The 12617-nt window shown below is 72.4% G+C and carries 7 protein-coding genes; all 7 read left to right on the top strand.

Annotated features, from left to right (window positions below):
* Positions 1-72: 72 nt before the first annotated feature.
* On the top strand, positions 73-3045 hold the full coding sequence (locus EDC50_RS15280; protein ID WP_123771363.1) for a TonB-dependent receptor domain-containing protein: 2973 nt from the start codon (positions 73-75) through the stop codon (positions 3043-3045).
* A 101-nt stretch (positions 3046-3146) separates the two neighbouring features.
* Positions 3147-5354 (top strand): glycoside hydrolase family 20 protein, encoded by a 2208-nt coding sequence (locus EDC50_RS15275; RefSeq protein WP_123771362.1) that lies wholly within the window; start codon positions 3147-3149, stop codon positions 5352-5354.
* Between the two features lie 31 nt (positions 5355-5385).
* The gene (locus EDC50_RS15270) at positions 5386-7908 is read left to right on the top strand and encodes a GH92 family glycosyl hydrolase (RefSeq protein ID WP_123771361.1); all 2523 of its coding nucleotides are present in this window, start codon (positions 5386-5388) and stop codon (positions 7906-7908) included.
* Between the two features lie 38 nt (positions 7909-7946).
* The gene (locus tag EDC50_RS15265; RefSeq protein ID WP_123771360.1) at positions 7947-8996 is read left to right on the top strand and encodes a LacI family DNA-binding transcriptional regulator; all 1050 of its coding nucleotides are present in this window, start codon (positions 7947-7949) and stop codon (positions 8994-8996) included.
* 49 nt (positions 8997-9045) lie between these two features.
* Positions 9046-10365, top strand: coding sequence for a sugar MFS transporter (locus EDC50_RS15260; RefSeq protein WP_123771359.1), 1320 nt, complete (start codon positions 9046-9048; stop codon positions 10363-10365).
* A gap of 3 nt (positions 10366-10368) precedes the next feature.
* Positions 10369-11373, top strand: a complete 1005-nt coding sequence (locus EDC50_RS15255; RefSeq protein ID WP_123771358.1) for a carbohydrate kinase family protein — start codon at positions 10369-10371, stop codon at positions 11371-11373.
* A complete protein-coding gene (locus EDC50_RS15250) occupies positions 11363-12616 on the top strand; it encodes an AGE family epimerase/isomerase (protein ID WP_123771357.1) in 1254 nt (417 codons plus the stop codon). Before EDC50_RS15255 ends, EDC50_RS15250 begins: the two co-directional genes overlap by 11 nt.
* The last annotated feature ends 1 nt before the right edge of the window (position 12617 follow it).

Genomic DNA, 12617 nt, shown 5'->3' with positions numbered 1-12617 from the left:
GTTTTTAGATCGTGACAAAAACGCTGGATCGCCGTACGCGTGTCCCGTCGACCACATAACGAGATCACTCCGATGACTCATTCCACGCTGCACCGCAATGCGCTGGCCAGCGCGCTTGCCCTGGCGCTGCTCGCGCCGCTGGCCCAGGCCCAGGACACCTCCGCCGGCCCGGCGAACGACGACCCGGTCACCCAGGTCGACACGGTGACCGTCACCGGTTCGCGCATCCGCCGCACCGAGATCGAGGGCCCGGCGCCGGTGCAGATCCTCACCGCCGAACAGATCAAGGCCGAAGGCTTCGTCACCGTCCACGACGCCCTGAGCACGCTGACCGAGGCCATCGGCACGGTCGAGGCCGATGTGTCGTGGGGCTCGCACACGCCCAACGCCAGCCCGCTCAACCTGCGCAACATGGGCCCGAACCGCAGCCTGCTGCTGGTCAACGGCCGCCGCGTCGCCGACTACCCGCTGCCGTACGGCGGGCAGAGCAACTTCGCCAACTACGCCAACATCCCGGCGGCCGCGGTCGAGCGCATCGAAGTGCTGACCGGCGGCGCCTCGGCGATCTACGGTTCGGACGCGATCGCCGGCGTGATCAACGTGATCCTCAAGCAGAACTACGACGGCGACCAGGTGCGCGTGCGCGGCGGCACCTCGACCGAAGGCGGCCGCGACACCTGGGACCTGTCCTGGGCCGGCGGCAAGACCGGCGACCGGTGGAGCCTCACCTACGCGCTGCAGTGGACCAAGCGCGACCCGCTGTTCGGCCGCGACCGCCCGGAGATGGACGACGCCGACGACGCGCCGTACAGCTCGTGGAACCCGGAGCAGCGCAAGGTCGGCTTCCGCCCGACCAACGGCCTGTCGCTGATCGACCTGGGCACCGGCGAGCGCCTGGCGCCGCCCGCCGGCGCGTGCGAACGGTTCCGCGGCGAGTACTACCGCGCCGACCGCCTGACCTACAACTACGACACCGACACGATCCGCAACACCGGCCAGCTGTGCGGCATGAGCGCCGACTACGCCAACTGGCTGCTGGCCAGCGGCAGCGAGAGCTGGTCCGGCTACCTGCACGGCACCTGGGATTTCGAGAACGGCACCCGCGCCTGGGTCAACCTCGCCCTGCACGACGCCAAGGCCGACTGGAGCACCTCGACCCCGTACGTCTCCACCGACGAGCTGGTCGGAGGCGACGGCGCGTTCTTCGACCCGCAGGTCGGCCGCGCCAACCTGCTCGCGGTGCGCCAGTTCACCGGCTTCGAGGTGGGCGGCCAGGACAAGCTGTACAACCGCAACAAGGAGCAGTCCTGGGACCTGAGCGCCGGCCTCGGCGGCACCTTCGCCGACGGCCGCTTCAACTGGGACGCCTCCATCGGCCGCTCGCGCTACACCGTGCACGAGCGCATCGCGGTGGTCGACTGGGACATGGCGCGCGACTACTTCCTCGGTCCGCAGCTCGGCGTCGACGCCGCCAGCGGCCAGCCGATCTACGCGCTGAACCAGGAGCGCTGGTGGAACCCGGTCACGCCGGAGCAGTACCGCCAGCTCGGCGGCATGCACTCGATCAACGAAGCGGCGTCCTGGGTCAACCAGGCCGCGTTCTCGGTGAGCGGCGACCTGTTCGAGGGCTGGGCCGGGCCGATCGGCTTCGCCGCGATCCTCGAGGCCGCCAAGCAGGGCTACGAGCTCAACCCCGACCCGCGCGGCAACCTCGACTACTACGTGCAGAACATCGACCGCGGCGGCGGCGAGCGCACCCGCTATTCCGCCGGCGTCGAGTTCAAGGTGCCGCTGCTGCAGTCGGTCACCCTGACGGCCGCGGCCCGCCGCGACCGCTACGGCGACTACGAGGCCTTCGACGACGAGAACCGGCTGGCGATCGGCTCGCAGAGCGAGACCACCTGGAACGCCGGCCTGGAGTGGCGGCCGACGCGCAACCTGCTGCTGCGCGGCACCTACGCCACCAGCTTCCACGCGCCGGACATGCACTACCTGCTCGCCGCGCCCAGCAGCGCCGAGCAGCGCGTGCTCGACCCGTTCCGCTGCATCGACAGCGGCGCCTACCTGAACAACAACTGCGTCGCCGACAACACCGAGGTGTTCTATCCGTTCGACGTCAACCGCCGCGGCACCCCGGACCTGCAGTCCGAGCTGGGCGAGTCGTGGACGGTCGGCTTCGTCTGGGACGTGATGGACAACCTGTCGCTGACCGCCGACTACTGGTCGATCGACCTGGACGACGAGATCCGCGACCTGCCGCTGGAGACCATCCTGCGCGACGAGGCGGGCTGCCGCACCGGGCTCACCATCGACCCGGCGGTGGCCTGGTCGAACCCCGGCGGCGCCGAGTACTGCGCGACGATCGAGAGCCGCGTCGCCCGCGACGCGCAAGGCCGGATCGTCGCGGTGGAGACCGGCCCGATCAACATCGCGCAGAAGCACGTCGCCGGCATCGACGCCTCGCTGCGCTACCGGCTCGACACCGCGCGCTGGGGCAACTTCGTGTTCGGGCTGAACTACACCAACCTGCGCTCGTTCAAGGAACAGCTGTACGCGACCGACCCGAACCCGGAGCGCCGCGACCGCGAGATCCGCAGCAAGGTGCGCGGCAGCGTCAGCTGGCAGGGCGAGAAGTGGAACTGGACCGTGTACGCCGATCGCATCGGCGCGGTGCCGGGCGTGCGCTACCACTGGGGCGCCGACCGCCTCGACAACCCCGGCGGCTGCCGCCCGTTCCCGGACGGCTACGTGCCCAGCGACAGCCTCGACGGCAACTGCTCGGTGCCGGCCGACAGCGGCAACCCGAACGCCGGCCAGAGCACCGGGCGCTACTTCGGCCGCATCGGCCCGGCGATCGTCTGGAACTTCAACGTCGGCTACCGCCTGACCGAGAACGCCCGGATCAACTTCTACGTCAACAACGCGTTCAACAGCACCGGCTGGAACCACAAGGACCCGTACAAGCTCGACTACGAGTTCTACAACAGCCGCCTGTTCAACCCGATCGGCCGCGAGTGGGCCATGGAGTACGTGTTCGACTTCTGATTTCCCCCTCCACGGGCTGGAGCCCGGTTGCGGCCGGGCTCGTTTTTTCCCATACCTTCCCGCCGCGTGCGCGGCGGGCCTTCCCACGGACCGGTACGCCCTTGCGCCATCGTCTCGCTCTCCTGCTGACCGCCGTGCTGGCGTGGGCCGCCGCGCCCGCGCACGCGGCGGCGCTGATCCCGCAGCCGCGGCAGGTGGAACCGATGCCGGGCGCGTTCCTGCTCGACGGCGAGGTCGCGCTGGTCGCGGCGGCCGGGTCGCGGGTGGCCGAGGCCGGCGAATTCCTGCGCGAGGCGATCGCGCGCGACCACGGCATCGGGCTGCGCGGGCGGCCCGGCGCGCACGGCAGGACGATCGAACTGCGCCTGGACCCGGCGATCGCCGGCGGGGAGGCCTATCGCCTGGAGGTGTCGCCGCGCACGATCGAGCTGCGCGCGGCCGACCCGCGCGGCCTGTTCTGGGCGGTGCAGACGCTGCGCCAGTGGCTGCCCGCCGGCCGCGGCCGGCTCGAGGTGCCGGCGGTGCGCATCGACGACGCGCCGCGCCTGGCCTACCGCGGGCACATGCTCGACGTCGCCCGCCACTTCGTGCCGGTAGAGTCGATCAAGCGGCAGATCGACCTGCTGTCGTACTACAAGATCAACGCCTTCCGCTGGCACCTGACCGACGACCAGGGCTGGCGGATCGAGATCCGCAAATACCCGCGCCTGACCGAGGTCGGCGCCTGGCGCACCGAGCCGGACGGCTCGCGCCACGGCGGCTACTACACCCAGGCGCAGGTCCGCGAGGTCGTCGAGTACGCGCGCCGGCGCAACGTCGCGGTGATCCCGGAGATCGAGATGCCGGGGCACGCGTCCGCGGCGCTGGTGGCCTATCCGGAGCTGGCCTGCGGCCGCGCGCCGGAGACGGTGCCCAACAGCTGGGGCGTGTTCAAGGACGTGATGTGCGTCGGCGAGGAGCGGGTGTTCGGCTTCGTCGCCGACGTGCTCGACGAAGTCGCCGGGCTGTTCCCGGCGCCGTACCTGCACATCGGCGGCGACGAGGCGCCGGCCGGCCGCTGGCTCGAACACGCGCCGACGCGGCAGCGCATGCGCGAGCTCGGCCTGGCCGACGGCCACGCGCTGCAGGGCTGGTTCGTGCGCCGGGTGCAGCAGTACCTCGCCGGCAAGGGCAAGACCCTGATGGGCTGGGACGAGATCCTCGAAGGCGGCGCCGACCCCGCGGCGGTGGTCGAGGTGTGGCGCGGCGAGGCGCAGGGCCTGCGCGCGCTCGAGGCCGGGCACCGCATCGTCAACGCCGGGCCGTTCTACCTCGATGCGCCGCCGGATCGGCTCACGCTGGAGACGCTCTACCGCACCCCGGTCGTGCCGCCGGCGTACGCCGCGCATGCGGCGCAGGTGCTCGGCGCCGAGGCGCCGCTGTGGACCGAGCACGTCACCGAGCGCAATCTCGAGCCGATGCTGTACCCGCGCCTGCTCGCGTTCGCCGAGCTGGCCTGGAGCGCCCCGGTGGCGCCGGACTACGACGGCTTCGTCGGGCGCGTGCGCGCGCACTACCCGCGCCTGCGCGCGTGGAACGTCGCCTACGGGCCGGAATCGCGCGCGCTGGTGCGCTACCGCATCGCCCGCGAGGACGGCGGCTGGCGGCTGCAGGCCGAGCGCGGCTTCGACGACCTGCGCTTGCACTACCGCCTCGACGGCGGCGAGCCCGACGCGGACTCGCCCTGGTTCGTCGACGGCCTGCTGCTGCGCGCGCCGGGCGCGGTCCGGGTGGCGCCGTTCCGCGACGGCCGCGCCTATCACGCCTCGCAGCGCTACGTGCTGTCCGCGCACGCGGCGCTGGGCAAGCCGCTGCGCTGGTCGGCGCCGCCGCACCGCCAGTACCGCCAGGGCGGCGAGGGCATGCTCAGCGACGGGCTGTTCGGCGGCGACAACCATGCCGACGGCCTGTGGGCCGGCTGGCAGGGCGAGGACGTGCAACTGACCCTGGACCTGCAGCGGCCCATCCCGGTGCAGGCGATATCGACGCGGTTCCTGCGCCAGAGCGGCTCGTGGATCCTGTTGCCGAAGGCGGTGCGCTACTACGTCTCCCTCGACGGGCGCGACTGGCGCCGGCTGTATTCGGCGACGCCGGCGCAGGACCCGGACGACGCGCGCCGCGAAGTGCGGGTCCTGCGCTACGCGCCCGCCACGCCGGTGCAGGCGCGCTGGCTGCGCATCGAGATCGACCGTTACGGCCCGCTGCCGCCCGGCCATCCGGGCGCCGGCAGCGAGGCGTTCTTCTTCCTGGACGAGGTGGTGGTCGAATGAGCCGCGCGTCCGCCGACAACGAGGTGCTGCCGTGATCCGCGAACCGCTTCCCGTCGCCCGCCATGCCCGACGCCTGCGCCGCCTCGGCGCCGCCTGGGCGCTGACGCTCGGCCTGGCGCTTTCGGCGCAGGCGGCCGCGCCGGCCGGGCCGGACCCGGTGCGCGCGGTGAACACCTTCATCGGCACCCAGGACGACGGCAATACCTTCCCCGGCGCGTCGGCGCCGTTCGGGCTGATCCAGGTCTCGCCGATCGGCGAGCACTGGTCGGGTTGGCGCTACGACGACCCGAAGATCCGCGGCTTCGGCCATTCCTTCCTGTCGGGCGCCGGCTGCTGGGAGCAGGGCGGGCAGCTGTCGGTGCTGCCGGTGACCGGCACCATCGGCCCGGGCGGCGACTTCGACACCGCCCAGGCCGGCAGCTTCGACCAGCGCAAGTACGCGGCCGCCTACACCCACGACGGCGAGATCGGCGAAGCCGGCTACTACAGGGTGCGGCTGACCAACTACGGCGGCATCGACGCGGAAGCCACCGCGCTGACCCGCGCCGCCGCCGAGCGCTACACCTTCGCCGCCGGCGCCGACGTCGGCCACGTGCTGGTCAACACCGGCCAGGCCAACAACCGCCACGGCGTGGTCGGCAGCGCGCTGCGCATCGTCGACGACCGCACCGTCGAGGGCCGCATCACCACCCACAGCTTCTGCGGCGGGCGGAACTACACCACCTGGTTCGTGCTGCGCTTCGACCGGCCGTTCCAGGCGCACGGCACCTGGGACGAGGAGGGCGGCCATCCCGGCGGCCGCAACGCGATGCAGGGCGACGGCCGCCCCGCCGGCGCATGGTTCAGCTTCGACCTGGAGCGGAACCGCGCGGTCACCGCGGTGACCGCGATTTCGCACGTCGACCAGGAAGGCGCGTGGGTCAACCTGCGTGCCGAGGGCCTGCGCGGCGACCGGCCGCTCGGCTTCGACGAGATGCGCCGCCAGGCGCAGGCGGCCTGGCGCAAGGAGCTGCAGACGGTGCGCGTCGCCGGCGGCAGCGCCGACGACCGCGCGGTGTTCTACACCGCGCTCTACCACGCGCTGCTGCAGCCGCTGACCGGCAGCGACGCCGATGGCCGCTACCGCGGCTACGACAACCGCATCCACCAGGCCGAGGGCTGGACCTACTACGAGTTCTTCTCGCTGTGGGACACGTATCGCTCGCAGAACCAGCTGCTGGCGATGCTGCGCCCCGAGCGCGCGCGCGACATCGCCCGCTCGGTGCTGAAGATCCGCGAGCAGGGCGGCTGGCTGCCGCGCTGGGGCTACGCCAACTTCGAGACCAACGTGATGACCGGCGACCCGGCCACGCCGTTCCTGGTCGACCTGTGGAAGTTCGGCGCATTGCAGGGGCGCGAGCGCGAGGCCTGGGCCGCGCTGCGCGAAAACGCGTTCGGCGTGCCGCCGTTCCTCTCGCGCAGCAGCGGCCGCGCCGGCAATCCGAGCTATCTGCAGCGCGGCTTCGTCCAGTACGACCGCGCGTTCCCGGTCAAGAGCATGGACGTCGACCCGCACCATGGCGGTTCGGCCACGCTGGAGTACGCACTGGCCGACTGCGCGCTGGCGACGTTCGCGCAGGCGCTGGGCGAAGACGCCGACGCCCGGGCGCTGCGCGCGCGCGGCGGCAACTGGCGCCAGGTCTGGGACGCGAAGGCGAAGGACGCCGAACTCGGCTTCGTCGGCTTCCCGCGCCCGCGGCTGGACGACGGCAGCTGGTACACCGGTCCCCACGGCCGCTACGACCCGCGCTCGCACCACGGCTTCCACGAAGGCACCGCCTGGCAGTACCAGTGGCTGGTGCAGCAGGACGTGCCGGGCCTGGCCGCGGCGATGGGCGGCGAGGCGGCGGCGCTGAAGCGGCTGGACGCGTTCTTCGCGTTCGACGCGCTGCTCGCCGACCCGGCGCACGCCGCGCGCAAGCAATGGGTGGTCGGCCCGTACAGCTACTACAACCAGTACCGCTACAACCCGAACAACGAGCCCGACCTGCACGCGCCCTGGCTGTACACGCTGCTGGGCCAGCCGTGGAAGACCTCGGCGGTGCTGCGCGCGGCGCAGACGCTGTTCACCAACGCGCCCAACGGCGTCACCGGCAACGACGACCTCGGCACCATGTCGGCCTGGTACCTGTTCAGCGCGATCGGCCTGTACCCGCTGATGCCCGGCAGCGGCGAGCTGGTGCTGCACGCGCCGCGCTTCGAGAAGGTCGAGCTCGACCTCGGCGGCGGCAAGACCCTGCGCATCGAGGCGCCCGGCGCCGACGGCCGCGCGTTGCAGTACCCGCAGCGCGTGCGCTTCGGCGACGCCGCGGTCGAGCGCGTCTGGCTCGACTGGGCGCAGGTGCGCGAGGGCGGCACGCTGCGCTTCGAGCTCGGCGCGCAGCCTTCCGCCTGGGGCACGGCGGCGTCCGCAAGGCCGGCCGCAGCGTGCCCGACGCCGGCGCCGGCCGTGCGCCGCCGGCGCCGGCCTTGCCGGCCGCGGCGGCAAACTTGGATCGTTTCGATTGGTGAATAATCGCCCGCATCGACAGATCCACGGAGCCGGGGACGTCCATGACGACCAGTCAGACCGGGAGCGCCCGGTCGCGCCGCAAGCAGGTCACGGTCACCGACATCGCCCGCGCCTGCGGCGTCTCGCGCGCGACGGTGTCGCTGGTGCTGCGCGGCAGCCCGCTGGTGCATGCCGACACCCGCGCGCGGGTCGAGGCGGAGCTGAAGAAGCAGCGCTACGTCTACAACCGCGCCGCGGCGAACCTGCGCCGGCAGACCTCGTCCTCGGTGGCGCTGCTGATCAACGACCTGTCCAATCCGTTCTTCGCCGAGTTCGCCGCCGGGGTGGACGAGGCGCTGGGCGAGGAGGGCTACGTCACCCTGCTGGGCAGCACCGGCGAATCGCCGCAGCGGCAGCTGGCCGTGCTCGGCTCGCTGGTGGAGCACGGGCCGGCCGGCATCATCCTCTCGCCGGCCGAGCACAGCGACGGCGCGGCGCTGCAGCGCCTGCTCGGCGCGCACACGCCGGCGCTGGTGTTCAACCGCGCGCTGCCGGACGTGGACTGGGATTTCCTCGCGCTGGACAACGAACGCGGCGCGCGCCTGGCCACCGAGCACCTGCTGTCGCTCGGGCACCGGCGGATCGCGTTCTACGGCGGGCACGCCGATTCCAGCTCGTGCCGGCAGCGCCGGCAGGGCTACGTGGCGGCGATGCGCGCGGCCGGGATCGAGCCGGACGCCGCGTGGCTGGTGGAATGCGCGCCGACGCGCTTCGAGGCCGCGCGCCAGACCGGCGAGCTGTTCGCGTGCGCGCCGGAGGCCACCGCGGCGGTCTGCTACAACGACAACGTCGCGCTCGGCCTGATGCTGGGCCTGTCCGCGCGCGGCGTGCGCCCGGGGGCGGACTTCGCCCTGACCGGATTCGACGACATCGCCGAGGCGGCGCTGTCGACGCCGCCGTTGACCACGCTGGCGGCGCAGCCGCGCGCCTGCGGCCGCCTGGCCGCCGAGCTGCTGCTGCAACGCGTGCGAGACCCCGGCGCGGCGCCGCGGCGGGTGATCGCGCCGGTGACGTTGGTGGTGCGCGGCAGCAGCGGGGCCGCCGCCATGTAGCTTCCTTCCCGCGTCGTCCGCACGGCGCCCCTTCCGAGCCGTTCCGATCATGAGCACGCACGTCCGTACCGCGCCGGCACCCGCCGCGCGCGACGCCCGCCACCGCGCGGCCCTGATCGCGATGACCGCGATCTTCTTCATGTGGGGCTTCATCACCGAGCTCAACGGGGTGCTGATCCCGCACCTGCAGTCGGTGTTCCAGCTCACCCACGCGCGTTCGATGCTGCTGGATTCGGCGTTCTTCGGCGCCTACTTCGTGATGGCGGTTCCCGCCGGGCGCGTGGTCGCGCGGGTCGGCTACAAGCTCGGCATCGTGATCGGCCTGCTGATCGCCGGCGCCGGCGCGCTGCTGGTGCTGCCGGCGGTGCAGGCCGCCTCGTTCGACCTGTTCCTGCCGGCGCTGTTCATCCTCGCCACCGGCGTCGTGCTGCTGCAGGTGTCGGCCAACCCGTACGTGAGCCTGCTCGGCGCGCCGGAGCGCGCCGCCAGCCGGCTCAACTTCGCCCAGGCGGTGAACTCGCTCGGCCACACCATCGGCCCGTACGTCGCCGGCCTGCTGATCTTCAGCGCCACGATGCTCAGCGCCGAGCAGCTGGCCGCGCTGCCGGCCGCGCAACGCGTGCAGACCGTGCAGCCGCTGTACCTCGGCGTGGCCGCGGCGCTGATCGCGCTGGCGCTGGCGGTGTACTTCTTCCGCCTGCCGGCGCTGACCGAAGCGACCGAGCAGTCCGGCACGCGCAAGCACGGCTTCCTCGAGGTGCTGCGCCACCCGCACCTGCGCTGGGGCGTGCTGGCGGTCTTCTTCTACGTCGGGGTCGAGGTCACCGTCGCCCACTTCATGGTCAAGTACGTGTCGCGGCCGGAGATCGGCGCGATGCCCGAGGCCGACGCCTCGCTGTACCTGTCGTACTACCACGGCCTGGCGATGCTCGGCCGCTTCGTCGGCGCGGCGCTGCTGATGAGCGCCAACCCGCGGCGGCTGCTGCCGCTGTACGCGGCGATCAACATCGCCCTGCTGCTGACCACGATGTCCAGCGCCGGCGGCGTGGCGCTGTGGTCGGTGGTGCTGGTCGGCCTGTTCAACTCGATCATGTTCCCGACCATCTTCACCCTGGCGATCGAGCGGCTCGGGCCGATGACCGAGAAGGCCTCCAGCCTGCTGGTGATGGCGATCGTCGGCGGCGCGGTGATCCCGCCGCTGCAGGGCGCCTGCGTCGATCTCTTCCAGGTTGCGCTCGGCGACGAGACCCGGGCGCTGCAGTACGCCTTCTTCGTCTCCGCGCTCTGCTACGCCTACATCGTCTGGTACGGATTGCGCGGCTCGCGGTTGCGGCGGCCGCCGGCCGGTTCCGGCGGGGAGCGGGGCTGATCCATGCGCACCATCGTCTGCTTCGGCGAGGCCCTGATCGACTTCCTCGCCCAACCCGCCGCGTCGCCCGGGGCGCCGCGCGCGTTCCTGCAGTACGCCGGCGGCGCGCCGGCCAACGTCGCGGTCGCGGCGGCGCGGCTGGGCGCGCCGGCCCAGTTCGTCGGCATGCTCGGCCGCGACATGTTCGGCGACTTCCTGCTCGACAGCCTGCACGCCCACGGCGTGGCCACCGACTACGTCGCGCGCACCGGGGCGGCCAAGACCGCGCTGGCGTTCGTCGCCCTCGACGGCGACGGCGAGCGCAGCTTCAGCTTCTACCGCCCGCCGGCCGCGGACCTGCTGTTCCGCGCCGAGCACTACGACCCGGGCTGCTTCGCCGGGGCCGGCGCGTTCCACGTCTGCTCCAACAGCCTGACCGAGGCGGAGATCGCCGAGGCCACCCTGCACGGCATGCGCCTGGCGCGCGCGGCCGGCGCGCTGGTCAGCCTCGACCTCAACCTGCGGCCGATGCTGTGGCCGGCGGACGCGCAGCCGCGCCCGCGCCTGTGGCAGGCGCTGCACGGCGCCGACGTGGTGAAGCTGGCGCGCAACGAGCTGGAGTACCTCGCCGAGCCGTTCGGCGGCGGCGAGGCCGGCGAGCGCGCGGTGCGCGCGCACGTGTTCGCCGGCGCCGCGCGCTGGCTGCTGGTCACCGACGGCGGGGCGCCGATCCGCTGGTACACCCGCGACGCCGAAGGCGAGCTGCGCAGCTTCCGGGTCAAGGCGGTCGACACCACCGCCGCGGGCGACGCCTTCGTCGGCGGGCTGCTGTTCCGCCTGGCCGAGCTCGGCGTCGATGCGGCGCGGCTGCCGGCCTTCCTGGACGACCGGGCCGGACTCGAAGACGCGCTGCGCTTCGCCGCCGCGGTCGGCGCGCTCGCGGTGACCCGCCATGGCGCCTTCGCCGCGATGCCGACGCGCGCCGAGGTGCAGCAACTGCTCAAGGACCAGTACGAAGATGCCGCCTGAAACCCGCCCCGACTTCCGTTCCGCCGACTTCCTGCGCGCGCACATCGCCCGCACGATGGCGTTCTACCATCCGCGCTGCATCGATCCGGCCGGCGGCTTCTTCCACTACTTCAAGGACGACGGCACCGTCTACGACCGCGCGCACCGGCACCTGGTCAGCAGCGCGCGCTTCGTCTTCAACTACGCGATGGCGGCGCGCGAGTTCGGCGAGGACGCGGCGCTGCGCGGCGAGTACCTGGACGCGGCCCGGCACGGCCTGCGCTACCTGCGCGAGCGGCACCGCAACCCGGCCACCGGCGGCTACGCCTGGACCCTGCGCGACGGCCGGGTCGAGGACGAGACCTACCACTGCTACGGCGTCGCCTTCGCGTTGCTGGCGTACTCGACCGCGCTCAAGGCCGGGATCGAGGAAGCGCGGGCGTGGATGGACGAGACCTGGCAGCTGCTGGAGCAGCGCTACTGGGAGCCGCAGCACGGCCTGTACCGCGACGAGGCCGACGCGCAGTGGAGCTTCAGCGGCTACCGCGGCCAGAACGCCAACATGCACATGTGCGAGGCGATGCTGGCGGCGTTCGAGGCCAGCGGCGAGCGCCGCTACCTCGAGCGCGCGCTGACCCTGGCCGACCGCATGACCCGGCGCCAGGCCGCGCAGGCCGGCGGCTTGGTATGGGAGCACTACGACGCCGACTGGAACGTCGACTGGACCTACCACCTCGACGATCCCAAGCACCTGTTCCGCCCGTGGGGCTTCCAGCCCGGCCACCAGACTGAGTGGGCCAAGCTGCTGCTGATCCTCGACCGCCACTCCGACGCCGACTGGCTGGTGCCGACCGCGCGCCAGCTGTTCGACACCGCGCTGGCGCATGCCTGGGACGAGCGCCGCGGCGGCATGTACTACGGCTTCGCGTTCGAAGGCCTGCGCCATGCCGGCGAGGGCGAGGCGCGGGTCGAGGGCGCGGCCTACGTCTGCGACGACGACAAGTACTTCTGGGTCCAGGCCGAATCGCTGGCCGCCGCCGCGCTGCTGGCCGCGCGCACCGGCGAGGCGAAGTACTGGGACTGGTACGACCGGCTGTGGGCCTATTCCTGGGAGCACCTGGTCGACCATCGCTACGGCGCCTGGTTCCGCATCCTCGATGCCGACAACCGCAAGTACGGCGACGAGAAGAGCCCGGCCGGCAAGACCGACTACCACACCATGGGCGCCTGCCACGAGGTGCTCAACGTCGTGCGCGGAGGCTGAG

The sequence above is a fragment of the Vulcaniibacterium tengchongense genome, assembly GCF_003814555.1.
Lineage (GTDB): Bacteria > Pseudomonadota > Gammaproteobacteria > Xanthomonadales > Xanthomonadaceae > Vulcaniibacterium > Vulcaniibacterium tengchongense.
This window is presented reverse-complemented; position numbering and strand designations above follow the sequence as displayed.

What these genes read in the sequence shown, in the direction of transcription:
- EDC50_RS15280 (WP_123771363.1), top strand. Translation starts at nt 73, where the DNA reads ATGACTCATTCCACGCTGCACCGCAATGCGCTGGCCAGCGCGCTTGCC.
- EDC50_RS15265 (WP_123771360.1), top strand. Translation starts at nt 7,947, where the DNA reads ATGACGACCAGTCAGACCGGGAGCGCCCGGTCGCGCCGCAAGCAGGTC.
- EDC50_RS15260 (WP_123771359.1), top strand. Translation starts at nt 9,046, where the DNA reads ATGAGCACGCACGTCCGTACCGCGCCGGCACCCGCCGCGCGCGACGCC.
- EDC50_RS15255 (WP_123771358.1), top strand. Translation starts at nt 10,369, where the DNA reads ATGCGCACCATCGTCTGCTTCGGCGAGGCCCTGATCGACTTCCTCGCC.
- EDC50_RS15250 (WP_123771357.1), top strand. Translation starts at nt 11,363, where the DNA reads ATGCCGCCTGAAACCCGCCCCGACTTCCGTTCCGCCGACTTCCTGCGC.